Genomic DNA, 25286 nt, shown 5'->3' on the forward strand with positions numbered 1-25286 from the left:
GCCCTTTCGTCGCGTTTCACATACGGGTTCATTATACGGCAGGCGCGGCGCGCCGGAGGCGGGACGCCGGGGCGCGCTAGTCGTGGAAGGAGTCGACCTCGACGAACTTGGTGGAGCCGGGCAGGAAGGTCAGCGGGATGTCCGCGAGCGCGCCCGAGCGGTTCTTGGCGATGATGAAGGTGGTCTCGTTCATGGCCGGGCGGTCCTCGCGCGCCGCCTCGTCCTCGTTCATCGAGCGGTCGAGCAGGGCGACGATGTCGGCGTCCTGCTCGATGGAGCCGGACTCGCGCAGGTCGGAGAGCTGCGGGCGCTTGCCGGTGCGGTTCTCTACGGTACGGTTGAGCTGCGAGAGCGCCACGACAGGCACGCCCAGGTCCTTTGCCATGATCTTGATGCCGCGGCTCATCTCCGAGACCTCGGTCGCGCGGCTGTCCGCGCGGCGCTGGCCGACGGGCGGGGAGATGAGCTGCAGGTAGTCGATGATCACCAGGCCAAGCTTCTTGCCGTGCAGGATGCGGCGGGCCTTGGCGCGGATCTCGGTCACCGTGGTGCCGGGGGTGTCGTCGATCATGATGTCGAGCTGCGAGAGGTCGTTGGTGGCCTGGAGGATCTGCGGCCACTGCTCGTTTCTGATGCGCGCGGAGCGGATCTCCTGCAGGCCCACGCGCGCGTTTGCGGCGAGCAGGCGCTGCGCGATCTCGACCTTGGACATCTCGAGAGAAAACATCGCCACGCTGGCCCCGGCAAAGGCGGCGTTGGTCATGAGGTTGAGCGCGAACGAGGTCTTGCCCACGCCCGGGCGCGCGCCGATGACGACCATCTGGCCGGGACGCAGGCCGAGCAGGCAGTCGTCGATCTTGGGGAAGCCGGTGAGGACGCCGAGCGGGCCGTCGTGGTTGGCGGCGTTGGCGCCGAGCTCCTCGTAGAGGTCGGCCATGATCTCCTCGAGGGACTGCTCGCTCGCGTGGACGTCGCGGTTGGTGACGTCGAGCAGCATGCGCTCGGCGCGGTCCACGACCTCCTTGGTGTCCTCCGGCGCGTCGTAGGCGAGGGCGGTGATCTGGGCGGAGGCGCTGATCATCTTGCGCAGGGTGGTGTCGCGGTGCAGCATCTCGATGTGGCGCCGCCAGCCCACCAGCGCGAGCGAGTTGTTGCCCAACCCCAGAAGGAAGCTCCGGCCGCCCACGCGCTCGAGCTCGCCGGCGCTCTTGAGGTAGTCCGCCAGCGAGATGGTGTCAATGGGCATGTTCTTGTCGAACATCTCGCGCATCGCAACAAAGACGGTGCGGTTGGAGGGGTAGTAGAAGTCGTCCGGCTCGAGGTCGATGAGGCACTCCTGGAGCGCCTCCGCGGAGACCATCATCGCGGAGAGGACCGAGGCCTCGGCCTCCGGGTCCTGCGGCATGACGGCGTTCTCGTTGGCGGTCATGCGGGTGGGGTTCACGTCATAGCCGCTCTGCGCCATGGTCGCTCCTCGACGGGACGTATTCCTACGGGTGATAAGCAGCGAGCCTGCGGCTCTCCCGGGGGCGGGCGAAAAGACGTTGGCTCGGGTCTTGGGACTCAATTGTGGCAGCACGTTCCGAGTCCCTGTCAAGAGGCAATTTCTCTCAAGCAACTCTCAACCACGGCATGTCGAGAAGAGACTCCGTCTGACCGGGTCTTTCTTCCTTTTCGACGTTTTCATCATTTTTTCGCGGGTATCAACGAGGAGTTTTCAACAATTCTGAGCCGCTCACGTGGGCCCAAACAGCCGTACGAATAACGTTTTTTACGGCTGGCTGACGTGTTAGTTTGCAGAGAAACCGCAGGTAGTTGCCCCTGTTTTGGGCGCAACACAAAAAAGGAGGCCCAGGGTGCCTTCAGCTACCCTGGGTCTCCCTTACCTTATCCTGACCTGCGCTTCTTGTAGAAATGCGCAGGTAAATCAGGTGTGGTCGAAAAGTGCTCGACCCTACTCCGTGGCCTCGGTGGTCTCGGCCTCGGCCTCGACGGCCTCCTCGACCTCGGCGACCTCCTCGACGGTCTCCTCCTCGGTCACGCCCACGAGGACGTTGACCACGGCGGTGATCTCACGGTAGAGGTTGACCTCGACGGCGTGCTTGCCGGAGGTCTTGAGGTTGTTGCCACGGCCGACGCGCTTGCGGTCGACCTCGATGCCGAGCTGCGCCTTGATGGCGTCGGCGATCTGGGCGGGGGTGACGGAGCCAAAGAGCTGGCCCTCCTCGCCGATCTTGGCGTCAACGGTCACCGACTTGCCATCGAGAGCGGCCTTGGTGGCCTCGGCGGCGGCGATGCGATCGGCCTCGCGCTTCTCGATGTTGTGGCGACGCTCCTCGAGCTGCTTGATGTTGCCCGGGGTGGCAGGCTGGGCGATCTTGTTGGGGAACAGGTAGTTCTCCGCAAAGCCCTGAGCGACGTCGACGATGTCGCCCTCGCCGCCCTTGCCCCGAAGCTCACCCAAGAGGATGACTTTCATGGGATACTCCTTCGGTCAGCCGGCCTGGGCCGGCTCCTTGTCCTGATTCGCGGCGTCGTCCCCGCCGGCGTCCCCGCCCCTTCTGAGGTGGCGGAAGTCCGCCCAGACGTCAACGACTCCCACGACGGTCAAAACGACGAACTGCACTTCGAGATAGAGCGCGAGCGCCCCGAGAAGGACCCGGGAGAGGCTCCCGACACCCTTTTCCCGCATGAACCACGCGAGAACCGCGGCTCCCTGCACCGCGAACGCGAACCTCAGGGCCATGGCCAGGTTGGCCGAGGCCATAAGCATCGCGTCCGGTGCGCTCGGGACGGTGAGCGCCACGGCGAGCGCTCCCGCCGTCGCGACGAGCACCGCGACGACCCACAGGGGGACGTCGTAGGCGTCGAGCGACGGCACCTGCCGGCCCTGCCCCGAAAGGGGCGCCCTCAGAAGCCTCACGCCCACGTGGGCGAACATGCCCTCGGCAAAGCCGATGGCCACATACGCCACGGGCCAGAAGAACCTCATGAGGGAGGCCGCGGACTCGATCTGCGCGGAGACGGTCGGGGAGGCCTCGGTGAGCGACTGACGATAGGTCTCGATCAGCGACACCATGGTCTCGTTGAGCGTCATGCCGCGCGTCGCGGAGATGACGGCGTCGGCGCCGAGGTGCGCGGCCACGATGACCGCCACGCAGGCGACGCTTCCGCCGGGCGTCAGGCGTCCCGCCCAGAAGGCGGCCGCCACCACGACGCCGGCGAGGCTCGTGATGACGGAACCGGCGAGCGACGAGACCCCCAGAGGGAGGCTCACCGCCGCGGCCGCCGCGGCCGCGAGGACCGCGCCCGGTGCCATTCCGCGGACCCCGGCGCACATCGCCGACAGGACGATCCCGTATGCGACGAGCGCTGGGGCGAGAAACGACGTCGACGTCGCGCTGAGCGCGCCGCCGATCGCGCAGAGGACGAATGCCTTGGGAAGCGCCCGGGCCAGCGGGCCCTTGTCGCCGCCCTCGGAGGCGTTGCCGCCCCGTACGATCTGGCCCGCGCGACGAGCGTCCGAAGCTCCCGTGGGAGCCGCGGGACGACCGTTGTTGGACCATGCACCCATCATGCGCGCGCTCTTCTCACGTGCTCGGTGCCCTTAGCCGCGGTTGCGGCCGCCGCGGCTGGAGACCACGGGAACGGTGTAGGGCAGAAGCGCCATCTCACGAGCGCGCTTGATGGCAAGCGCGATGTCGTGCTGGTGCTGCGTGCAGGCGCCAGTGACGCGGCGCGGCTTGATCTTGCCGCGGTCGGTCATGTACTTGCGGAGGAGCTGCACATCCTTGTAGTCGATGTACTCGGTCTCCTCCTTGCAGAACTGGCAGTACTTGCGACGCGGCTGGCGCTGAAAATCCTGCTTCTGCTGAGCCATGTCTTGTTGCCTTTCTGTGGGCGGCGCGAGGCCGCCGGATGATTAGAACGGGATGTCCTCGTCGTAGACGTCGGTCGACGGCGGGGCCTGGACGGGAGCGGGCGCGGGATTCGCGAACCCACCCTGCGGCGCAAACTGCGCGGGCGCGGCGGCGACGGGTGCCGAGTAGGAGGGAGCCTGCTGGAACTGGGCCCCTCCGGCCTGCTGGAAGCCACCGGCGTCCTGCTGGTAGCCGCCCTGCTGGCCCCTCGAGCTGAGGAACTCGACCTCGTCGACGACGACCTCGAGCTTGCTGCGCTTCGAGCCGTCCTTGCTCTCCCAGGAGCTGTAGCGAAGCTTGCCCTCGACGGCAACCTTCGTTCCCTTGGAGAGGAAGCGGGACAGAGGTTCGGCGCGCGCGCCAAACACCACGCAGTCGACGAAGTTGGGGTAGTCCTCCCACTCGCCCGTCTGCGGGTTGCGACGGCGGTCGTTCACGGCCACGCCAAACGAGAGAATCTGCGTTCCGCTGCCCGTGACCCTGAGCTCGGGGTCCCTCGTGAGGTTGCCCGAGATGTTGACCCTGTTGATGCTCATAGCCTCACTCCCTCTCCTCGGCGGGCCGTACGGCCCGCGCGTCCATGACTAGTCCTTGTCGACGCGGCGCACGACCATGTGGCGCTTGACGGCGTCGTTGATGCGCAGAACTCGGTCGAGCTCGGCGATCGTGGTGGGATCTGCATGGAAGTTGATGAGGGTGTAGTCGCCCTCCGTGAGGTCGTCGATCTCAAAGGCGAGCTTGCGCTTGCCCCAGTCCTCGACGCTGTCGACCTTACCGGTCTCGCCAAGCGCGACTTCGATGCGCTTCATGACGGCGGCACGAGTCTCCTCGGTGCAGGTGGGGTCGACAAAGTACAGCAGTTCATAGGCCTTCATGTGGTCACCTCCTCTGGGCTAGTGGCCCCGGGTCGTGAAGGTTTGCGCCCGGGGCAGGAAAGGTTCGGCGAAGCATCATACCACAGAATCGCTGCTACCTGCGAAAATCTTCCAGCGCCCACAACATGAGCGTAGCGTCCGGGGCTTCCCGGGAGCTGACGCGCTGCTTCCCAGGAGCTCCCGCGGGCGAGAAGAACCTCCTTGCGCAGGTGAGAAGCGCGAGGTAGGCACGGACGCGCGGGCGCCCGGGCCCTTCTCGGCACCCGTAGACGCCCGCGCGTTCCACATCACATCTCCATCTTTTGGGAGGTCTTGGGGCTAGTGGCGCTCCTCCGTCACCGGGCCCTCGTCATCTGCGACAGAATCGTCCTTCTCGGCGCAGACGGGGTCCTCCGGCACGACGGGGTCGTCCTTCTCGGCGACGGGCACCTCTCCCGCGACATCCTCGGGACGGGGCTCGCAGGGCTCCCCGGGCACCGCCATGAGCTGGGGATGCTCAACCGGCTCCTCCTGCGGCGCGGCCTGGCCGGGGGCCCCGGCCCCCGGGACGGGGGCGTCGTCGCGCGGGTCCGTCACAAAGGGAGGCAGGGGGTCCTCGTCGCGGCCCCAGTTGGGGACGTCGAACTGGCGCATCCACAGCGCGACGGCCGTGTAGGAGACCATCAGCAAGATCGTGCCGACGAGCCCGTCGACCAGCAAGACGACCACGAGTGCGGGGCCCAGCGAGGCGAGCACGGAGGCCAGGAGCTGCAGGGCGAGCATCGCGCCGGCGGAGTCCGACATCACGGTGCCAAAGTCATAGAGGTAGGTCAGGTACCAGACGAGGTGGGGCACCGCTCCGGCGAGCCCGACCATGACGACGAACATCGTGACCACGCCCGCGAGCGCGCCGCCAATGACGTTGATCCCCACCACGCGCAGCAGGCCGCCCGGGTCGTGGGAGACCATCTGCCAGATGGTGGACGCTCGCATGCCCGCGCCAAAGCGCTGGTAGATGGTCGCGCGCAGGGCTGCCACCATCACCACCACGGCAAAGAAGAACGAGACGAAGAACCACACGAGCGAGACCAGCGCGCCCACAATCGGCAGCACCGTTGCCACGCCCACCACGATGGCGCTGAGGATGCCCCACACGAGCATCACGAGAAAGCCGCGCCAGCCGCTCTTGATGCAGCCGCCCACGTCGACACCGCGCTGCTTGGGGGCCGCGTTGACGTTCCACGCCGTGAGACGGGCCCACTCGAGCGCGTACCCCAGGACGCCGAGGACGCCCACGATGGGGACGAGCAGCGCAACGGTCATCACGAGCACGGGCTTGATCCAGCCGCGGTCGCGCGTGAGCAGGGCCCAGGAGCGGGAGAAGTAGTGGTCACGACGAAAGCCGTCGAGCTCGGGGTCGGAAACCATGGGGCCTCCTTGAGATGGTGGTGACGCCGATGGGCGTTCGGTGGGCAAGATGACGCATAGGTTGAGGTATACCCTGTCATCTCTGACGCATATCGTCAACGGATATGAAAAAACCGGCCCGCGGGGACCGGTCTTTGGGTGCGATGGCGGAGGAGGAGGGATTCGAACCCTCGTACCCCCGAAGGGGTAAACGGTTTTCGAGACCGCCGCATTCAACCACTCTGCCACCCCTCCGTAAGGGTGACGTGGCCCCTTGCGGGGCCACGGAAGGTTCTGGCGGAGAGTCAGGGATTTGAACCCTGGAGACGCTTTAGGCGCCTACACGATTTCCAATCGTGCTCCTTCGGCCACTCGGACAACTCTCCGTGTTTTGGTGCAGCGGTCAGTATAGCGTATTCGCCGCCCATGGGAAAGACTTTTTCCAATGGAAAAGGGACTGTCGCTTTTCCATGTCATGCGCAACAATGGACGGCGTCGCCGAGAAGTACGAGGAGTCGCCGTGCTGGACATCTTTGCCACCTACAGTCCCGAGGTCGCCGCGGTCTCGCTTCCCACGTGGGTCGACCTGGCGTCGGTGGTCGTGGGATCTGCCGGCGGGGTCATGGTGGCGCGCTCGCGGCACCTCGACGCCGTGGGCTTTGTCGGGCTCGCGCTGCTGTGCGGCCTGGGCGGCGGCCTCATCCGAGACGTGATGATGCAGGTGGGGCGCATCTACATGCTGACCTCGCCGTTTGCCATCCCGGTGAGCGTGGCCACGGGTCTCATCGCGTTTCTCTTCCCGCAGCCGCTCGACCGCGCGAGCAACCTGCTCGAGTGGCTCGACATCATGGCCGTGGCGCTGTTTGCGCTCGTGGGCACCGACAAGGCCATCGTGCACGGCTTCTACCCGGCATCGTGCGTGCTCATGGGCATCATGACCGGCGTGGGCGGCGGGATGCTGCGCGACGTCTTTCTCGGCGAGGTGCCACGCATCTTCCAGAAGTCTAACCTCTACGCCGTGTGCGCGCTCGCGGGCGGCACGGTGTACTACCTCGCGGTCGTGTGCTGCTCGATCAACAAGCTGTGGGGGTCTGTGCTGTGCCTGGCCGTGACCATCGGGCTTCGGCGCTGGTCTTTGCGCTACAACGTGCAGACCCCGGCCGACGTCGACCTGGGACCGCGCGTGGTCGCCCCGGTGCGCCGCGCCGCCCGTCACGTCCGCGTGACCCGCTGGCGCGCGGGCAAGAAGTAGGCCGCTCCGCCCCTCATAACATGCACAGTTCCGGAAGCTTCATTTTCCGACCTGCGGATATATGAAACTTAACGGAACTGTGCATGTTACGGCACGGGCGGCTACTTCTTGACCTTGCCGTTGCGGACGGCCCACTTGCGGCGCTCGATCTCGGAGAGCAGGCGCTTGCGCATGCGGATGGACTTGGGCGTCACCTCGACGAGCTCGTCGTCCATGATGTACTCGAGCGCCTCCTCCAGCGTAAAGGTGCGCGGGGGCGTGAGCTGCACGGCGATGTCCGCCGTCGAGGAGCGCTGGTTGCCCAGGCTCTTGGTGCGGGCGATGTTGACGACCATGTCGCCGGGCTTGGAGCGCTCTCCCACGAGCATGCCCTCGTAACACTCGTCGCCCGGGCCCACGAACAGGGCGCCGCGCTCCTGGAGCGTGCCGAGCGCGTAGGCCACGGCCTTCTCGGTGCTCATGGAGATCATGGCGCCGTTCTGACGGACGCCGATCTCGCCGGCGTAGGGACCGTACTCAAGGAAGGTGTGGTAGAACACGGCCTCGCCGTGGGTGACGTTTAGGATGCGGTTCTTGAGGCCCATGATGCCGCGGGTGGGGATCTTGAACTCGAGGTGGGTCTGGGTGGCGCCCGCGTCCATCGTGGTCATGGTGCCGCCGGCGTTGCCAAAGACCTCGATGACCTTGCCGGAGTACTCGCCGGGGCACTCCACCACGGCCTGCTCGACGGGCTCGGTCATCTGGCCGTTGGCGTCCTTCTTGAACAGGACGCGCGGGCGGCCCACCTGGAACTCAAAGCCCTCGCGGCGCATGGTCTCCATGAGGACGGAGAGGTGCAGGATGCCGCGGCCGGCGACCTCGACGCCGGTCTTGTCGGGAAGCTCCTCGATGCGCATGGTCACGTTGTTCTCACGCTCCTGCATGAGGCGCTCCTTGAGCTGGCGGCCGCCCACGATGTCGCCCTCGCGGCCCACGAGCGGGGAGGTCGAGGGCTCGAAGACGACGGAGAGCGTCGGCGGGTCGATCTCGATGGGCTCCAGCTCGACGGGGTTTTCGGGGTCGGTGTAGACGTCGCCGATGTCGGTGGAGTCGATGCCCACGACGGCGGCGATGTCACCGGCCTGGGCCTCGGAACACTCCTTGCGGCCGAGGTAGTCGAAGGTGAAGAGCTGCTTGACCTGGCTCATGGCGCGGCTGCCGTCGTTTTTGACCACGAGGATCTTGTCGCCGTCGTGGATGGTACCGGAGTAGATGCGGCCGATGCCGATGCGGCCCACGTACTCGGAATGGTCGATGGTCACGCACTGCATGGCCAGCGGGCCCTCGAGGTCGACCTCGGGCGCGGGGAGCTCATCGACGATCATGTCGAGCATGGGGAACATGTCCTGGTTGCCGTCCTCAGGGTCGAGGCGCGCGAAGCCGTTGACGGCCGAGGCGTAGACCACGTGCTCCATGGCAAACTCGAGCTGGTCGTCGGAGGCACCGAGGTCGGCCATGAGGTCGAGCGAGGTGTTGACGGCCTTCTCGGGGTCCGCGGCGGGCTTGTCGATCTTGTTGACCACGATCATGACCGCAAGGCCCGCGTCGATGGCGTGACGAAGGACGAAGCGCGTCTGGGGCATGGGGCCCTCGGCAGCATCGACCAAAAGGAGCGCGCCGTCGGCCATGCGCAGGACGCGCTCGACCTCGCCGCCAAAGTCGGCGTGACCGGGGGTGTCGATGACGTTGATCTTCACGCCCTTGTATTCGATGGAGATGTTCTTGGCCAGGATGGTGATGCCGCGCTCGCGCTCCTGGTCGTTGGAGTCGAGCACACGCTCCTGGACCTGCTGGTTCTCACGGAAAGCGTCCGTCGCCCTGAGCATTTGGTCGACCAAGGTGGTCTTGCCGTGGTCGACGTGGGCGATGATCGCGATGTTCCTGATGTTCTCCTGGCGCATTGGTCCCTCTCGCTCTCTCGGTACCGAACAATTCGGCGACCGGTGCATTATACAGCGCAGACGGCCTTAAGAGGGGAACTTTGCGCAGCTCACTGCATCTACAGGAGGCTTCTGTGAATTGGGGACGTGTTTTTTCGTGCAGACCGTTTGGGACAGGTTATTCATAAACCTGTCCCAAACGGTCTGCACGAAAAAACACGTCCCCAATTCACAGAAGCGGCTCGAGCTCGCCGGCTGGCGCGGGGTCGGTCCACGTGAAGCGGTCGCCGGCGCCCTTGCCGCCGATGAGGGAGTAGGCGGAGTAGGCACGGTACCCGCGCTCGCCAAACTCTAGGAGCAGGGCGTCTGCGTAGGAGCCGTCCTCGTCGGCGACGGCTCCCTCATAGGCGATGGCGTAGCGCAGTGCGCCGGCAAGCTCGCGGACGCGATCGCGGGCGCCCTCGAGGCAGGCCTCCGGGCCGTCGTCCTCGAACTCGTAGCTCGAGACCGTCCCTGCCTCGTCTTGGACGACAAGCAGGACCTCAAAGCCCTCACCCGAGGCGAGCAGGTCAAAGGCGTCGCCCATCAACGTGCTCGCCAGCTCGTCGGTCTCGGGCGAGACCCCGTCGCGGCGCATGTCGTCCCCTGCCATATCCAAGACCTCCCGTGTCTATATTCCTGCAGCGATGATACCGCAAGGCTTGTCCGTGACCTCACGCGTGCAAAAGTGGTCTTCAGTCCATATTCCCGCGGCCGGGAAAACAAAACCCGCCTTCAATCCATGACAATTTGCCCTCTTTTCCCTTCCGAGCACAAGCTCCGAGACTCGCCATATGGGCAAACGTCATCACAGCGCCGAGGAAAGGACGCTCAGGGCGCAAAAATCCATGGATCGAAGGCGGGTTTTGTTTTCGCCCGGCACCGGATATGGATTGGAGCCCGATTTTGCAGTCGGCTGTGAAAAAAGTCGAGGGCCTTGCGACCCTCGACTTGAATGTCATGGTGGAGACGATGGGGCTCGAACCCACGGCCTCAGGCTTGCAAAGCCCGCGCTCTCCCAGCTGAGCTACGTCCCCGCACCTGAAAAATAATAATCGCCCCAGCGGCGACTCGGCAAACGCTGGGGCGACTATTGTCAGGAAGTGGTGGGCCTGACAAGGTTCGAACTTGTGACCTCCCGGTTATCAGCCGGACGCTCTGACCAACTGAGCTACAGGCCCAACGCAAGGAGATACTTTACACGGCTCGCTCGGGGGCGTCAACATCTTTTTTTCGATTCTTTCCGAATGATGTGAAGAGCGTTGCCCGAGGGGCTCATTTGGGTAGGATATCCGTTCAGAGAACAGGAGGGAACGTGCCGCTGAGAGAGATGGACATAGAGAGCATCGTCGTGGGCGGGGGCCCGGTCGCCTCGCTCATCGTGCTGAAGACGCACGATGGGCCCGCAGCGCTGCAGCTCCCCATCCGCATCGGCTCGGTGGAGGCCACGGCCATCTCGATGGGCGTGAACCCGCGCCAGGGATCGCGCCCCATGACGCACGACCTCCTCGCGTCGACCATCTCGGCGCTCGGCGGACGCTGCGCGAGCGTGCGGATCATGGCCGTGCAGGGCACCACCTTCTTTGCCCAGCTCGAGCTCGTACGCGAGGGTGGCGAGCAGGTCTTCGTCGACGCGCGCCCCTCCGACGCCCTGGCCCTCGCCGTGCGCGAGGGACTGCCCATCTACGCCGCCGACGACGTCCTCGAGACCGCCGCGCTGCCCGACTTCAGGGGCGTGGAGAAGGACGAGGAGGCCCACGAGCTCGAGGAGTTCCACAACTTCGTCGAGAGCCTCTCGCCCGAGGACTTCAACGTCATCCCGGGGGACAAGGACCCCGAGTAGCCGCGCCTCGGACGCCTCGGACGCCTCAGATGCCTCAGACAAACGAATGCGTAAAAAGAAGACGGCCTGCGGGAAGTCCCCGCAGGCCGTCTGCGTTTGCGCGGCGGGCGCCGGCGCGCTACTCCTCTTCGTCGATGAGGTCGTCGGAGAGCTCCTCGTCGCCGCCGATGTCCACGGACTCGGGCTCGTCGGCGTCCTTGGCGCCGGCAGACGCGAGGTCGAGCATGCCCTGCGCCTCGTCATGGCGCGGCGCCTTCTTCTTGCGCGCCACCATGCGAGCGACGGCACTCACGTGATCACCCTCGACCATGTTCATGACCTTCACACCCTGCGTGGAGCGGCCGAGCCTACTCACGTCGCCAGACTTGACGCGGATGACCACGCCCTCCTCGGAGACGAGCATGAGCTCGTGCTGCGGACCCACGACGCGACAGGCCACGAGGTTACCCTTCTTGGCGGTCATCGCGATCGTGTAGACGCCCTGGCCGCCGCGCTTGTGCTCCGGGTACTCGGAGACGGGCGTGCGCTTGCCGTAGCCGTTCTCGGTGACGACGAACAGGTCGCCGTTGCCGTTGGTGATCTCCATGCCGAGCATGCGCGCCGAGCCCTTGAGGGTGATGCCGCGAACGCCGGAGGTGTTGCGGCCCATGGCGCGGACCTCGGACTCGTCAAACAGGATCGCCTTGCCGTCGGTGGAGACGAGGATGACCTTGTCGCCGGGGCGGACGCGACGAACGTTGACCAGCTCGTCGCCGTCGCGCAGGTTGATGGCGATGATGCCGTCGCGTCGAGTGCGATCGTACTCGCTCATGGCCGTCTTCTTGACCATGCCCGAGGAGGTCGCGAACATGAGGAACTCGTCCTCGTGGAACTCGCGGCAGGTGATGACCGCCGTGGGGTGCTCGCCCTCGGCGAGCGCGAGCACGTTCACGATCGCCGAGCCGCGGGCCTGGCGGCTGCCGATGGGCAGCTCGTGGACCTTGAGGCGGTACACCTTACCGAGGTTGGTGAAGAACATCACGTAGTCGTGGGTACTCGCTACGAAGAGGTCCTCGACGAAGTCGTTGTCCTTGAGCGACAGGCCCTGGACGCCCTTGCCGCCGCGCTTCTGGGAGCGGTAGGTGGCCACCGGGATGCGCTTGATGTAGCCGGTGTGGGTGAAGGTCACGACCATGTCCTCGTCGGCGATGAGGTCTTCGACGTCGAGGTCGCGCGCGGCGTGGCTGATCTCGGTGCGGCGCTTGTCGCCGAACTTGCCCGCGATCTCGCGCATCTCCTCCTTGATCACGCCGAGGATCTTCTCCTCGTGGGCGAGAAGGTCCTCGTAGTAGGCGATCGCGCGACGCAGGCCCGCGAGCTCCTCCTCGATCTTGTCGCGCTCGAGGCCGGTGAGGCGGCGCAGGCGCATCTCGAGGATCGCCTGGGTCTGCTCGGGCGAGAAGCCAAAGCGCTCGATGAGGCGCTGGGAGGCCTCGGTGTCGGTCTGCGAGGAGCGGATGATGTGGATGACCTCGTCGATGTTGTCGAGCGCCAGCAGGTAGCCCTCGAGGATGTGCGCGCGGGCCTGGGCCTTCTTGAGGTCGTAGCGCGTGCGTCGAGTGACGACGTCAACCTGGTGGTCAACGTAGTGGCGCAGGATCTCGCGCAGCGACAGGCACTTGGGCACGCCGTCGACGAGCGCGAGGTTGTTCACGCCAAAGGTGGTCTGCAGCGAGGTGAACTTGTAGAGGTTGTTGAGGACGACCTCGGGCACCACGCCCTTCTTGAGCTCGATGACCAGGCGGATGCCCTTGCTCGTGGACTCGTCGCGCATGTCGGAGATGCCCTCGATGCGCTTCTCGTTGACGAGCTGGGCGATCTTCTCCTGCAGCGTGCCCTTGTTCACCTGATAGGGAATCTCGGTGAAGACGAGGCGGCTGCGGCCGGTCTTGGTGGACTCGACGTGCGCCTTGGCGCGGATGGTGATCGAGCCGCGGCCGGTCTCGTAGGCCTGGCGGATGCCGTCGGTGCCCATGATGAGCGCGCCCGTGGGGAAGTCGGGGCCGGGCATGACCTGCATAAGCTCGTCGACCGTGATGTCGGGGTTGTCGATGAAGGCGCAGGTGGCCTCGACGGTCTCGGCGAGGTTGTGCGGCGGGATGTTGGTCGCCATGCCCACCGCGATGCCGGAGGAGCCGTTGACCAGCAGGTTGGGGAAGCGCGCGGGCAGGACCTGCGGCTCGGCGAGGGACTCGTCGTAGTTGGGCTGCCAGTCGACGGTGTCCTTCTGCAGGTCGCGCAGCAGCTCCATCGCGGGCTTGGCCAGGCGGCTCTCGGTGTAACGCATGGCCGCGGCGCCGTCGCCGTCGATGTTGCCAAAGTTGCCGTGGCCGTCGATCAGCGGGGTGCGCATCGAGAACCACTGGGCGAGACGAACCATGGTGTCGTAGACGGCGGCGTCACCGTGCGGGTGGTACTTGCCGATGACCTCGCCGACCGTCCAGGCCGACTTCTTGTGCGGGCGGTTGGGGAAGATGCCGGACTCGTTCATCGCGTAGAGGATGCGGCGGTGGACGGGCTTCAGGCCGTCACGGACGTCCGGCAGGGCGCGCGCCGTGATGACCGACATCGAGTACTCGATGAAGCTCTGCTTCATCTCGGCGCCAAACTCGCTGATCTGCAGGGCGCCGCCGTTGATGTCGGTCTCGCCGGCGTCGGCGCCGCGGTTGTTATCGCCGAAGCTCTCCTCGAGCTCCTCGTCGTCGACGTCCTCCTCGTCCTCGGAGTCGTCCTCGACGTAGACGTCGCCCTCCTCGGCGCGCTCGAGCAGGCGCCTGAGGTCGTCGGGCATGCCCTCGGTGTTGTTGTTCTCGTCTGCCACGTAGTTCTCCTTCTTACGGCAGCTGGTATCTCACTCGGTACCAGGGAAGGCCAGATTTAAGCGTCGAGGAAGCGGGCGTCGTGCGCGTGCTTCTCGATGTAGTCGCGGCGGTACTCGACCTGGTTGCCCATGAGCTCGCGCACCGCGCGGTCCGCCATGGCGGCGTCCTCGATCGAGACGCGCTGCAGGATGCGCGTCTTGGGGTCCATCGTGGTGCTCGCCAGCTGCTTGGGGTCCATCTCGCCGAGGCCCTTGTAGCGCTGGACGGAGTAGCCCTTGCGCTTGCGGCCGGAGCCCTTGATGGCGGCCTGGGACTTGTCGGTCTCGTCCTCCTCGTCGGGGTCGAGGCCAAGACCGCGGATGGTCTGGCGCAGCAGCTCGTCCTCGGGCGTCTTGCCGTCGGGGTAGACGTAGTGGATCTTGTTGCGCACCTTGACGCCAAAGATCGGCGGCGTGGCGATGTAGACGTAGCCGGCGTCGATGAGCGGGCGCATGTACTTGTAGAAGAACGTCATCAGCAGGATGCGGATGTGCGCGCCGTCGACGTCGGCGTCGGTCATGATGATGATCTTGTGGTAGCGGGCCTTGGAGAGGTCGAAGTCGCCGCCGTCGCCCGCGCCGGTGGTGACGCCGGTGCCGATGGCGGTGATCAGCGCCTGGATGGTGTCGCTCGAGAAGGCGCGGTGGTCGCCCACGCGCTCGACGTTCAAGATCTTGCCGCGCAGGGGCAGGATGGCCTGGATGTCGCGCCTGCGGCCGTCCTTGGCCGAGCCGCCTGCCGAGTCGCCCTCCACGATGAAGAGCTCGGTCATCTCGGCGTCGCGCACCGAGCAGTCCGCGAGCTTGCCGGGCAGCGCCGCGCTCTCGAGCAGGCTCTTGCGCCGCGTTGCCTGGCGTGCCTTCTGGGCGGCGAGGCGCCCCTTGGCGGCCTGGGAGGCCTTCTTCAGGATCTCCTTGGCCTGGTTGGGATGTTCCTCGAGGTACTCGGCCATGCCCTGCGCCACCACGCGGTTGGTGAGCGTGCGCATGTAGGAGCTGCCGAGCTTGGCCTTGGTCTGGCCCTCGAACTGTGGGTCGGGAAGCTTCACGGAGATGACCGCCGTGAGGCCCTCGCGGATGTCGCCGCCCTCGAGCTTGGGGTCCTTCTCCTTGATGATGTTGTGGCTGCGACCGTAGTTGTTGATCGCGTTGGTGAGGGCCGTGCGGAAGCCCTCGAGGTGCATGCCGCCCTCTTCGGTATAGATGTCGTTGGCGAAGGAGAGCGTGCGCTCCGAGTAGCCGGTGTTCCACTGCATGGCCACCTCGACCTCGCCCATCTGGCTCTCGGGCGCGTCCGCGGCGGAGCGGCCCTCGATGTAGATCGGGCGGGAGAGGCCGGGAAGGATGTCCTTCTCCTCGTTCAGGAACTTGACGAAGTCGATGATGCCGCCGGCGTAGCAGAACTCCTCGGTGCGCGGCATCAGCTCGCGCTCGTCAACCAGGACGATCTTGAGGTTCTTGTTGAGGAAGGCGGTCTCCTGGAGGTGGTTGTAGAGGGTGTCGAAGTCGTAGACCGTGGTCTCGAAGATCTCCTCGTCGGGCCAGAAGGTGATCGTGGTGCCCGTGGCCTTGGAGGTGCCGACCTCCTTCATCTTCTGCACGGTCTTGCCGCGCTCGAAGGCCATCTCGTAGATCTTGCCGTCGCGCTTGACCTGCGCCACGAGCTTCTTGGAGAGGGCGTTGACGACGGAGACGCCCACGCCGTGCAGGCCGCCGGAGACCTTGTAGGCGTTGTTGTCGAACTTGCCGCCGGCGTGCAGGATGGTGAGGACGACCTCGAGGGTCGGGATCTTCTTGACCGGGTGGCGCTCGACGGGGATGCCACGGCCGTTGTCCTCGACGGTGATCGAGTTGTCCGGGTGCACCGTCACCTTGATCTTGGTGCAAAAGCCCGCCATGGCCTCGTCGACGGAGTTGTCCACGATCTCCCACACCAGGTGGTGCAGGCCCGAGGCGCTCGTCGTGCCGATGTACATGCCCGGGCGCTTGCGCACGGCCTCGAGGCCCTCGAGGATCTTGATCTCTCCGGCGCCGTACTCGTTTTCCTTCTTCTTTGCCACGCGCTCTTCCTCCCTCGGGGACAGCGGCGTCGCTGTCTCCCAACATGGCTTTCTCACATGGGCCGAGAGCTAAATCGGCCCAGTCTTCACGATGATAGCTTTTGTGAGACGCTGAGAGGCCCTCTAAGGCGGGCTTCACGAATTCAGCTACTTGTGGCGTCTATCGTTCCCACGATGCTCTCATGGCCCGAGAGACGCTGTCCCTGAGTCCCTCCGGGACCTGTGAGCAGAGCCTCTCTATCTCGGCCGCCTCGTCGTCGGGGAGCGGCTCTCTTTCCGCGGGCGAGAAGGACCCCCGGCCGCGGGCGGGCTCGGGGCGCGCAGCGGTGCGCTTGGACTCACGGAACACGAGCTCCGAGAAGCGCAGGCCCACGCGCTCGAGGCGGGCCTGGTAGACCTCGCGGTTGGCGTTGAAGTCGGTCGCGCGGGCGCGCGAGTCCACGTAGACGATCAGCGCCGGGAACTGCTCGCGGCCCTTGGGCTCGCGCACGAAGACCCCGGTGGTGTGCGCCCGCTCGATGTCTCCGTTCACGGCGTACCACGCCCGGCCGACGCTCCACGTGGAACGTGCCGCCCGGGCGCCGTCCATGCCGTCGAGCACCGACGAGAAGACGTCCGAGACGGCGGAGGGGGCCTGCTCGCGGGCGAGCAGGTGCCGCTCGAGCTCGCTTCTCGCGGCGCGCGGGGTGGCCTCACTCGCCAAAGCGGACCACCTCCGCCCGCTCGAGCAGATCGGGCGAGAAATACCCGAGGTTGGTGGTCGTGACCACGGTCTGGATGCCCTCGCGGACATATCCCATGACGGCGTCGCGCCGGGAGGCGTCGAGCTCGCTCATCACGTCGTCGAGCAGCAGGAGCGGCCGCGAGCCCAAGATCTCGCCGGCGAGGTCGACCTCGGCCATCTTGAGCGCGAGCGCCACCGTGCGCTGCTGTCCCTGCGACCCAAAGTGGCGGGCCTCGCGGCCCTCGATCTCAAAGACCACGTCGTCGCGATGCGGGCCCACGCAGGTCTGGCGCCGCGCGAGGTCCTCCGCCCGTCCTCTCTCGAGGGCGTCCAGGAAGACGTCGCGCAGCTCGTCGCGGGTGAGGTCCTCGACGCCCTCGCCGAGGGTGCACGAGTAGGAGCACTCGAGGCGCTCGCCGCCCGCCACGCGCGCGTAGACCTCGGAGACGCGCCGGGCGAGCCGCGAGAACAGGCGCAGGCGCGCGTGGAGCAGCGTCGCCCCGCCCAGCGCGACCGACGCGTCCCACGCCGCCAGCAGCCCCTCGTCAAGCACCTCCTCCTTGAGCAGGCGGTTTCTCTGCTCGACGGAGCGCTGGTAGGCGAGAAGCACGTTGGCGTAGCCACGGTTTGCCTGACGACCAAAGTCGTCGAGCTCGCCGCGACGCGTCGAGGCGCCACTCTTGACCAGGGCCAGGTCGTCGGGCGTGAAGAGCACCGACATCAGGGCCTCGGGCATGTCGGCCGCCTGGCAGCGCTTGCCGTTGCGGAAGAACTGGCGCCTCCCGGAGACCACGTCAAGCCGGGCGTCGAGCACCCGCCCGTCCCCCTCGAGCCGCGCGGCGGCGCGGGCGGAGGCGGCGCCCTCGCGCACGAGCTGCGCGGGCGCGGGCCGCCTGAACGACTGTCCCGAGGTGAGCAGCTGGAGCGCCTCGACGGTGTTGGTCTTACCGGCGGCGTTGGGCCCCACGAAGACCGTCACCTCGGGCGAGAGGGCCACCTCAAGTCGCTCGAAGCTGCGAAAGTCCGCGAGCGAGAGCTCTGTGACGAGAAGTCCCATCCCCTAGAGGCGCACCGGCATGAGCAGGTAGAGGTAGTTGACCTTGCCGTTGCACTTGAAGATCGCCGGCTGGACCGCGCTCTGGAGCTCGAGGCGCGCCTCGGAGCTCTCCGAGACGGCGTTCACACAGTCGAAGACATAGTGGTAGTTGAGGGCGATCGAGAGGCTCTGGCCCTCGACGTCGCACGGGACGGTCTCGGCGGACTCACCCTGCTCGGGGGAGCGCGCGGAGAGCCTCATGAGGCCCCCGTCGGCGTCCACGTCAAAGCGAACCGAGGCGTTCTGCAGCGCGATGACCGAGACGCGCTTGAGCGCCGCGGAGAAGGCGGCGACGTCGATGCCCACGGCCGTCGAGCAGGTCGGCGGGAGGAGCTGCTTGTAGTCGGGGAAGTTGCCCTCGATGCGGCGGGACACGAAGGTCGTGTTGCCAAAGGTGAACACGATCTGGCTCTCGGTGGTGCCGATGGAGACGACGTCGGTCATGGAGGGCATCGCCAGGACGTCGTGGAAGACCGCGCCCGGGACGATGGCTCGGAACGCCTCGCCCGCCGCGGCCTCGACGGAGGAGTCGCACACCGCGAGGCGGAAGGAGTCGGTAGCCACGAGCCTGATCGTGTTGTCCTCGACGGTGAGCAGGATGCCCTGCAGGATCGGGCGGGAGTTCTCCTTGGAGGTGACGCGATAGACCTTGTCCACCATGCGGGAGAGCAGCTCGCTCGGCAGCTCGATCGTGCGGTCCGCCTGGACCTCGGGGAAGCCCGCCCAGTCGGCCGGGTTCAGGGTGTTCAGGCGGAAGGTCGACTTCTCGCAGGAGATGACGAGCGTGCGGTCCGACCCCTCGAAGGTGACCGCCGCGTCGGAGAGGGTCTTCACGATGCTCGTGAGGACCTTGCCCGAGACCACAGCCTCGCCCGGCTCCTCCACGTTGGCGGGGATGAGGTGGCGGATCGAGATGGTGAGGTTGTTCGTCTGGAACTCGAGGGTGCCCTCGGCCGCGCGGACATAGATGCCGGCGAGGATGGGCAGCGTCGAGTTTGCTCCCATGCCCTTGGAGACCACGGCGAGGGCCTTCATGAGTGAGGACTGGCTAACGGTGAACTTCATGCTAGACCCTTTCTCTTCTCTCTTCTATCTAAATACATACTTAAGAACAGTAGTAGTAATAGGGACTGTCGAAAAGCTCAAAACCTCAAGAACTCGCAGCTCATGGACGCGAGAAGAACACCCAAAAAGACCGCGCGCCTTCTTCTCGCCTCGACAGGCCGGCGCGTGTCGAAAACTTCTTCGACACCGCCCGCGCCCTTTTCCGCGCGCCTCGACACGTTGTCGACAGGGTCTTAGACATGGCTAGAGGTTCCCCGTGATCGACTCGCGAATCGTCATGAGTCGGTCGTAGAAGGCCTTGTCGCTGCGCTTGGCCTCGTCGACCACGCCGATGCTGTGCATGATCGTGGCGTGGCTCCTGCCCCCGAAGTGCGCGCCGATGTCGGCGAGGGTCCGGTCGCAGAGCTCGCGCGAGAGCCAGATGGCGACGTGGCGCGCCTCCATGAGGCCCTTGTGACGCTTGTTGCCCACGAGACTCGTGTGGTCGATGTCATAGTACTTCTCGACCGCCCGCTGGACGTCCTCGATCGAGACCGTCCGCATGGACGAGGGCCAGCACTCCTTGGCGATGGCCTCGATCTCCTCGCGCGCGATCTCGCCTCCGCGGCCCTCCGCCGCCGTCGCGGCGAACAGACATCGCTGGCAGAAGCCCTCGATGACGCGGATGTTGGTGCCCGCGAGCTCGGCCATGTAGCTCATGGCCCCCTCCGGGACCGTCCCCGAGAGGGCGGGCACGTTCTCGCGCTCGGCGTCCTCGCGCATGCGCTCGCAGAAGGTCTCGATGAGGCGCAGCTTGAGCTCGTAGCTCGGGACCTGGATGGGGGTCGTGAACCCCGAGCCCAGGCGGCTCGTCACGCGCTCGTCGAAGCCGTCCTTTCCCATGCCCAGCTGCGCGGGCGTGCGGTCGGCGGCCAGGACGATCTGCTTGCCGTTGCCGATGAGCTCGTTGAAGGTGTCAAAGAAGAAGCCGACGGTGCCCGCCTTGCCGGCCATCTTCTGGATGTCGTCGATGATGAGGACGTCGATGTCGGCGTAGTTCTGGCGCAGGACCGAGGCCGCCGAGCGTTCGCTGTGGCGCATCGCCTCGGTGTAGTCGGTGATGAAGCTCGAGGCGTCGCGGTAGACGCACAGCCTCGACGGGTCGTTGCGTGCCACGTAGTTCTGGATCGCGCGCAGGAGGTGCGTCTTGCCCAGGCCGCTCTTGCCGTAGATGAAGAGCGGGTTGTAGGTGCTGTTCATGCCGTTGGCGACCTGCAGGGCCGCCTGGTAGGCGATGTCGTTCTCGTCACCGCGGACGAAGCGCTCGAAGGTGAGCTTGGACGTGGCCTCGGAGATGTCCTCGACCAGCGGGTTTCTCTCCCTGCGCCGGCGGGCCTCCTCGGCTCGGGCCTCCTCCGAGCGCCTCTCGTCCCAGGTGTCCTCGGCGATGCTCCTGGGCGTGCGGGGGGCCGCCGCCGGCTCCGTCTCCGCGAGCCACGCGGCCGCCTCCTCGCGGGACATGCTCGAGCTCGCGGCGGGCGCGGCCGGCGCGGACTGCGCGGGCGCGAAGGAGATGTCGAGCCTCATGGGCTCGAACGCGGCCTGGGTGAGGCACTCCTCGACCGTCGCGGCGTTCTTGGAGACGGTCTTGAGCACGAGGCGCATCGGCGTCGTGAGGCGCAGGGTGCCGCCCTCCATGCTCACGGGCGTGCAGTTGCGCAGCATCGCGAGCACGGACTCGGGGAGCCGCTGCTGGGCGGCGAGAAGGTCGAGCGCATCCTGCCAGAGGGCCTCGGCGTCGGATTCAAGGGAGAGTTCCATGGGACCTGCATTTCTCGAATGTTGAAAAATGAGCCCAATCAGTATAGCGATTGTTGATAAGTCTGGGTCCTGACTCGGCCGGCTCGCCGTTTTTCGCCGTGGGCGGTCCGGTCGGCGCGAAGGGGCGCGCCGCCTCACACGGCGAGCGTGCGGCCGAACTCGGTGAGCTGGTACTTCTGGCCCCGCTTGAGCACGGCCCCCTGCGCCGCGAGCGCCGAGAGGGCACGCGACCAGGTGGCCGCCGACGAGCCAAAGGCCTGCACGAGGTCCGTGGGACCCGCGGACCCCCGCTCGGCGAGCAGCCGGAGCACCTGCCGCGACCGCTCGTCGAGACGGACGGCGCGCTCGCCGGGCGCTTCCTGCCAGGCCGACGCGGGCGGCTGCTGGTAGGCGGGCTGGGAGTAGAGGGGCTGCGGCTGGTAGGCGGGCTGGGGGGCATACGACGGCTGCGGTGGGTATGCTGGCTGCGCCCAGCCGGTGCCCGGGGCGCCCGGCTGCCAGCCCCATGGGGACTGCTGCCAGGGCACGCCCGTCTGCGCGGGGACCGCCTGCGTGCCCTCGGTGCCCTGGTCCTCGGCCCCGGTGACGGCGCGGGCGTCGGCGGCGGGGTGCGTGGATATGGTCACGACGGTGCCGCCGGAGATGTTGTCCTCGATCTCGAGGCTGCCGCCCTTGTCCTGCATGTACTGCTGGGCGTAGGGCAGTCCCGACCCAACCCCTCGAATGTAGTGGCGCATCTCCTCGGTGGCGGAGGTGGTCCCGTACTCGAGGGCGCGCGCCTTCTCCTTGATGCCGGGCCCCTGGTCGGAGAAGCGGATGGTGTTGCCGCCGTCCAAGATCGTGATCGTGGGGGCCTCGAAGTAGGCGTGGACGAAGTTCTCGACGATCTCCCTGATGACCATGAACGGGATGGAGCCGCCCTGCTCCCTCGAGAGGCGGCTCACCTCGGAGGTGATCTCCTCGAGGTAGCCGCGGACGTCGCGGGGCTCGACCACCACCACGCGCGGCGCGGCGGCGGTGTCGTCGTAGACGGCGATGCGGGCGGGATGGGTGACCTCGAGCGCCTCGCGCCCCTCCTCCCCCGTGCCCTCCACAAAGGGGTAGAAGTCCCGTGCCATCGTCCCGCACCTCCCTTTCGACATTTGTTCGACTCGTGTAGATAACTTTTCACTGAGAATCCGATGTTCGTGAAAGTTTTCAACAGCCGATAAAAACCTGTAGAAAACTGCGGATTCCTAGTGAAATGCGTTTGAAAAGAATACCACGAGCACGCAATCTTTCACGTATATGTAAGGATGAATCCATCTGGATGTGAGGCCGAGGGGCCCCGATCGGTCCTCTCCGGGCCCTCCCAAAAAGATTCTTTTGCGGAAAAATTGACAGGTCAGGGCCAAGACCCTTACAATCTCTGGGCTTATTCAGAGGATGCCCATACCCAGAAACCGGGAGGAATAGCTATGAAGCGCACCTATCAGCCCAACAAGCGCAAGCGCGCCACCACCCACGGGTTCCGTGCCCGCATGGCCACCAAGGGCGGCCGCGCCGTCCTGGCCCGTCGCCGCGCCAAGGGTCGCAAGCGTCTCACCGTCTAGCAAGGACTCATGAAGACCATCAAGTCCAAGAGAGATTTTGAGAGGGTCTTCTCGCGTGGGAGGCGTTACAACGACGCGCTCCTGCGAATACGAGTTGCCAACAACGACGAGGGCGTCCCGGGCAGGGTCGCCTTCGTCGCTGCTAAGCGGCTTGGGAACGCCGTCTTCAGGAACAGGTGCAAGCGCGTCCTCAGAGAGGCCGCCCGCTCCTGTGCCCTTCCGAGAGACGGCTTCGACGTCATTCTCTTCTCCACGTCGCGGACGCACGACAGCTCGCCCGAGCAGGTCGCCGCGGCGCTGGGGAGGCTCCTCGACAGGGCGGGGGTCTAGGTGGCCGCAGGCGCCCGAGCGGCGCTCGCGGCCCTTCGCTTCTATCAGAGGCGCATATCGCCTCTGTTTGGGGCGCGGTGCATCTACACCCCCACCTGTTCCGAGTACGCCGCCCAGGCCGTCAGGCGCTACGGAGCCGTTCGCGGCTGCTGGCTCGCCCTTCGTAGGATACTCAGGTGTCACCCCCTTCACGCTGGTGGATATGATCCCGTCCCGTGACGGAGCGGAGGAAGCATGTGGGAATGGTTCATTAACTTTCTGACCTGGGTGCTCGCCGGCATTCAGGGCGTGGTGGGCGACTGGGGCCTGGCCGTCATCATCCTGACGGTTATCATCCGCCTCCTGCTCACGCCCCTCATGGCGCACTCGACCAAGTCGACGGCTCGCATGCAGGTCATGCAGCCCAAGCTGCAGGAGATCCAGGAGCGCTACGCGGACGACCCCGAGCGACAGGCCGAGGAGCTGCGCAAGGTCTACGCAGACATGAAGTTCAACCCGCTCGGTGGCTGCCTTCCCATCTTCCTGCAGATGCCGGTCTTCTTTGGCCTGTTCACCGTCGCCCGCCAGGTTCCGGCCGACGCAAGCTTCTACAACATCCTTCCCTCGATCGCACAGTCCGCTCAGACCGTGCTCGACACGAGCGGAATCATGGCCGCAGCGCCCTACATCCTCTTTGATATCCTCTTTGGCGTCCTCACCTTCATCCCGATGATCATGAACGTGAGCACCCAGTCCGAGGCCCAGAAGAGCCAGACGATGATCATGGGCGGCGTCATGGCCCTCATGATGCTGTGGTTTGGCTGGGGCGTCCCCGCCGCCGTCCTGCTCTACTACGTGACCTCCTCGATCTGGCAGGTCATCCAGCAGCGCGTCATCACCAAGCGCGTCATGGACAAGGCGAAGGCCGAGGCCGAGGCCGAGGCGGCCAACCGTCCCATCGAGGTCGACGTGGTGCGCAAGGAGAAGAAGGCGCGCCCGCACAAGAAGAACTAATCAGATTTCTAATTTTCCAGATAAACCATTGGGAGGTAGGCATGGAGGAAGAGCTTCTTGAGAACTCGGAGGGACTCCCGAGCGAGGATGCCCCTCAGGACGAGTTCTCCTCCATCCGCGAGCACTACGAGGCCGGCGTTGACCTGACCGACGAGGAGATGGACCTCATCGCCGACCTCGCGGTGGGCTATCTGAAGGAGATCCTCGCGCTCTTTGGCGAGACGAGCTCCTCCATCGACGAGTATGACGGCCAGGACGGAGAGCTCATCCTCGACGTCAACGGTGGCGACCTCGCCGTGCTCATCGGGCGTCACGGCCGCACGCTCGACGCGCTGCAGATGGTCCTCACCTCCCTGCTCAGCAGCCGCATCAAGTTCTTCTACCCCGTCGTCGTGGACATCGAGGGGTATAAGAACCGCCGCAAGAAGAAGATTCAGGACCTCGCGCGCTCCTCTGCAGCACGCGCCAAGAAGCGTCACGGCAAGGTCTCGCTCGCCCCGATGAACGCGTACGAGCGCCGTCTGGTGCACCTCGCGCTCGTCGATGACGAGGGCGTGGTCACGCACTCCGAGGGCGTCGACCCCGAGCGTCACGTGGTGATCACCGCCGTGTAGGCGCGCCGCACATGGTATCTTCGAGGGAGGGCGTCCGGCGCCCTCCCTTTTTCTGTGACAAAACTTCTCGTATCACTACTTTTTGTCAGGAAGGCTGAGAGATGGACGCGCTCGACGCAACGGCACTTGAGACCCAGGTTAGGGAGGAGCTCTCCTCCTTTGGCATTGCGTGCACCGCGGAGCAGGCCGCCGCGCTCGTCAAGCACCTGCTTCTGGTCATCGAGAAAAACAAGGTCGTGAACCTCACGAGAATCACCGATCCCGTCGACGCCGTCACGCTGCACGTCGTTGATTCCTTGCTGCCGCTCGCCTGTGACGCCGTGAGGCTCGTCCGCTCGTCCTGGTTCGTCGACATGGGCACGGGAGCAGGCTTCCCGGGCATCCCGCTCGGTATCATGACGGGAGCCCACGGGCTTCTCGTCGACTCGGTGAACAAGAAGGTCGCGGCCGTCTCCGAGTTCGTGAGGAAGCTTGGTGCAAGCTCCCTGCATGCCACGCATGCGCGCATTGAGGAGTGTGTGTCCATCTGCGGCGAGAGACAGGACTACGTCTTTGCACGCGCGGTCGCCCAGTCGAACGTGCTCATCGAATATGCGACGCCGCTCCTCAAGACCGGAGGCTGTCTGATTCTCGAGAAGGGTCGTCTCACCGAGGAGGAGCTCTCCCATGCCGAAGCGGCCGCTTGTCTCTGTGGGCTCTCGTTGGTTTCACGTGAAACGTTCGAGCTTCCCAGGAAGCTCGGACACCGAGAAATCCTCATCTACCAGAGGACCGGGACGGCACGCGTGAAGCTCCCAAGAAAGGCCGGCGAGGCAAAGCGTCACCCTCTGGGGGAAGAGACGCCCGCCGCCCGATAGGCCGCGGGACAGGGCTCGCCGC

At 65.8% G+C, this 25286-nt stretch carries 24 protein-coding genes and 4 tRNA genes; 8 read left to right on the top strand and 20 right to left on the bottom strand.

The features are described from left to right. Nucleotides 1-76: 76 nt before the first annotated feature. The 9 genes from dnaB to B5F85_RS01445 all read right to left on the bottom strand — a co-directional run bounded on the left by dnaB (nt 77) and on the right by B5F85_RS01445 (nt 6567). On the bottom strand, nt 77-1465 hold the full coding sequence (gene dnaB, locus B5F85_RS01405; protein ID WP_087313693.1) for a replicative DNA helicase: 1389 nt from the start codon (nt 1463-1465) through the stop codon (nt 77-79). 489 nt (nt 1466-1954) lie between these two features. Then, nucleotides 1955-2479, bottom strand: coding sequence for a 50S ribosomal protein L9 (rplI, locus tag B5F85_RS01410; protein ID WP_087313695.1), 525 nt, complete (start codon nt 2477-2479; stop codon nt 1955-1957). Between the two features lie 15 nt (nt 2480-2494). After that, complete coding sequence (locus B5F85_RS01415) at nt 2495-3577, bottom strand: DUF2232 domain-containing protein (RefSeq protein ID WP_087313697.1); 1083 nt, start codon at nt 3575-3577, stop codon at nt 2495-2497. Nucleotides 3578-3607: 30 nt separating this feature from the next. After that, nucleotides 3608-3880: a 30S ribosomal protein S18 gene (gene rpsR / locus B5F85_RS01420; RefSeq protein WP_072373695.1), complete on the bottom strand. Its 273-nt coding sequence runs from the start codon at nt 3878-3880 to the stop codon at nt 3608-3610. Between the two features lie 42 nt (nt 3881-3922). After that, entirely contained in the window at nt 3923-4456 is a 534-nt protein-coding gene (locus B5F85_RS01425; protein WP_087313699.1) for a single-stranded DNA-binding protein, read from the bottom strand. Between the two features lie 48 nt (nt 4457-4504). Further along, entirely contained in the window at nt 4505-4795 is a 291-nt protein-coding gene (gene rpsF / locus B5F85_RS01430) for a 30S ribosomal protein S6 (RefSeq protein WP_087313701.1), read from the bottom strand. A gap of 318 nt (nt 4796-5113) precedes the next feature. Beyond that, nucleotides 5114-6202: a DUF4013 domain-containing protein gene (locus B5F85_RS01435; protein ID WP_087313703.1), complete on the bottom strand. Its 1089-nt coding sequence runs from the start codon at nt 6200-6202 to the stop codon at nt 5114-5116. 144 nt (nt 6203-6346) lie between these two features. After that, a tRNA-Ser gene (locus B5F85_RS01440) sits at nt 6347-6436 on the bottom strand. Nucleotides 6437-6476: 40 nt separating this feature from the next. Further along, nucleotides 6477-6567 (bottom strand) — tRNA-Ser (locus tag B5F85_RS01445). A 134-nt stretch (nt 6568-6701) separates the two neighbouring features. Here B5F85_RS01445 and B5F85_RS01450 point away from each other — a divergent pair. Beyond that, entirely contained in the window at nt 6702-7433 is a 732-nt protein-coding gene (locus tag B5F85_RS01450; protein ID WP_239386571.1) for a TRIC cation channel family protein, read from the top strand. Between the two features lie 101 nt (nt 7434-7534). Here the strand turns inward: B5F85_RS01450 and typA are convergent, their stop codons facing one another. The 4 genes from typA to B5F85_RS01470 all read right to left on the bottom strand — a co-directional run bounded on the left by typA (nt 7535) and on the right by B5F85_RS01470 (nt 10572). Further along, nucleotides 7535-9373 (bottom strand): translational GTPase TypA, encoded by a 1839-nt coding sequence (gene typA / locus B5F85_RS01455; RefSeq protein WP_087313707.1) that lies wholly within the window; start codon nt 9371-9373, stop codon nt 7535-7537. A gap of 208 nt (nt 9374-9581) precedes the next feature. Further along, entirely contained in the window at nt 9582-10004 is a 423-nt protein-coding gene (locus B5F85_RS01460; protein WP_087313709.1) for a hypothetical protein, read from the bottom strand. Nucleotides 10005-10352: 348 nt separating this feature from the next. Beyond that, nucleotides 10353-10428: transfer RNA gene (locus tag B5F85_RS01465), tRNA-Ala, on the bottom strand. Between the two features lie 67 nt (nt 10429-10495). Continuing rightward, nucleotides 10496-10572: transfer RNA gene (locus B5F85_RS01470), tRNA-Ile, on the bottom strand. A gap of 134 nt (nt 10573-10706) precedes the next feature. Here B5F85_RS01470 and B5F85_RS01475 point away from each other — a divergent pair. Continuing rightward, nucleotides 10707-11234 (top strand): bifunctional nuclease family protein, encoded by a 528-nt coding sequence (locus tag B5F85_RS01475; protein WP_239386573.1) that lies wholly within the window; start codon nt 10707-10709, stop codon nt 11232-11234. Between the two features lie 118 nt (nt 11235-11352). Here B5F85_RS01475 and gyrA read toward each other — a convergent pair whose 3' ends face one another. From gyrA to B5F85_RS01510, 7 genes are all read right to left on the bottom strand, one after another. Next, complete coding sequence (gyrA, locus tag B5F85_RS01480; protein WP_087313945.1) at nt 11353-14064, bottom strand: DNA gyrase subunit A; 2712 nt, start codon at nt 14062-14064, stop codon at nt 11353-11355. Between the two features lie 86 nt (nt 14065-14150). Next, on the bottom strand, nt 14151-16193 hold the full coding sequence (gene gyrB / locus B5F85_RS01485; protein WP_087313713.1) for a DNA topoisomerase (ATP-hydrolyzing) subunit B: 2043 nt from the start codon (nt 16191-16193) through the stop codon (nt 14151-14153). A 160-nt stretch (nt 16194-16353) separates the two neighbouring features. Continuing rightward, on the bottom strand, nt 16354-16896 hold the full coding sequence (locus B5F85_RS01490) for a hypothetical protein (protein ID WP_087313715.1): 543 nt from the start codon (nt 16894-16896) through the stop codon (nt 16354-16356). Beyond that, a complete protein-coding gene (gene recF / locus B5F85_RS01495; protein WP_087313717.1) occupies nt 16886-17974 on the bottom strand; it encodes a DNA replication and repair protein RecF in 1089 nt (362 codons plus the stop codon). Before recF ends, B5F85_RS01490 begins: the two co-directional genes overlap by 11 nt. Nucleotides 17975-17977: 3 nt before the next feature. Beyond that, the gene (gene dnaN, locus B5F85_RS01500) at nt 17978-19078 is read right to left on the bottom strand and encodes a DNA polymerase III subunit beta (RefSeq protein WP_087313719.1); all 1101 of its coding nucleotides are present in this window, start codon (nt 19076-19078) and stop codon (nt 17978-17980) included. Nucleotides 19079-19321: 243 nt separating this feature from the next. Next, complete coding sequence (locus B5F85_RS01505; RefSeq protein ID WP_087313721.1) at nt 19322-20878, bottom strand: DnaA/Hda family protein; 1557 nt, start codon at nt 20876-20878, stop codon at nt 19322-19324. A 134-nt stretch (nt 20879-21012) separates the two neighbouring features. Further along, nucleotides 21013-21996 carry an ATP-binding protein gene (locus tag B5F85_RS01510; protein ID WP_087313723.1) on the bottom strand — a complete coding sequence of 328 codons (984 nt, stop codon included), beginning with the start codon at nt 21994-21996 and terminating at the stop codon, nt 21013-21015. Nucleotides 21997-22335: 339 nt separating this feature from the next. On the opposite strand from B5F85_RS01510, the gene rpmH reads away from it, so the two are divergent. The 6 genes from rpmH to rsmG all read left to right on the top strand — a co-directional run bounded on the left by rpmH (nt 22336) and on the right by rsmG (nt 25264). Beyond that, nucleotides 22336-22470, top strand: coding sequence for a 50S ribosomal protein L34 (gene rpmH / locus B5F85_RS01515; RefSeq protein WP_072373740.1), 135 nt, complete (start codon nt 22336-22338; stop codon nt 22468-22470). Nucleotides 22471-22479: 9 nt separating this feature from the next. Next, nucleotides 22480-22800 carry a ribonuclease P protein component gene (gene rnpA / locus B5F85_RS01520; RefSeq protein ID WP_087313725.1) on the top strand — a complete coding sequence of 107 codons (321 nt, stop codon included), beginning with the start codon at nt 22480-22482 and terminating at the stop codon, nt 22798-22800. Further along, the gene (gene yidD / locus B5F85_RS01525) at nt 22801-23019 is read left to right on the top strand and encodes a membrane protein insertion efficiency factor YidD (protein ID WP_087313727.1); all 219 of its coding nucleotides are present in this window, start codon (nt 22801-22803) and stop codon (nt 23017-23019) included. A 15-nt stretch (nt 23020-23034) separates the two neighbouring features. After that, nucleotides 23035-23793, top strand: a complete 759-nt coding sequence (locus tag B5F85_RS01530) for a YidC/Oxa1 family membrane protein insertase (RefSeq protein ID WP_087313729.1) — start codon at nt 23035-23037, stop codon at nt 23791-23793. 41 nt (nt 23794-23834) lie between these two features. Further along, entirely contained in the window at nt 23835-24407 is a 573-nt protein-coding gene (locus B5F85_RS01535) for a R3H domain-containing nucleic acid-binding protein (protein ID WP_087313731.1), read from the top strand. 101 nt (nt 24408-24508) lie between these two features. Then, nucleotides 24509-25264: a 16S rRNA (guanine(527)-N(7))-methyltransferase RsmG gene (gene rsmG, locus B5F85_RS01540; RefSeq protein ID WP_087313732.1), complete on the top strand. Its 756-nt coding sequence runs from the start codon at nt 24509-24511 to the stop codon at nt 25262-25264. The last annotated feature ends 22 nt before the right edge of the window (nt 25265-25286 follow it).

Source organism: Olsenella sp. An293 (genome assembly GCF_002159495.1).
Taxonomy (GTDB): domain Bacteria; phylum Actinomycetota; class Coriobacteriia; order Coriobacteriales; family Atopobiaceae; genus Thermophilibacter.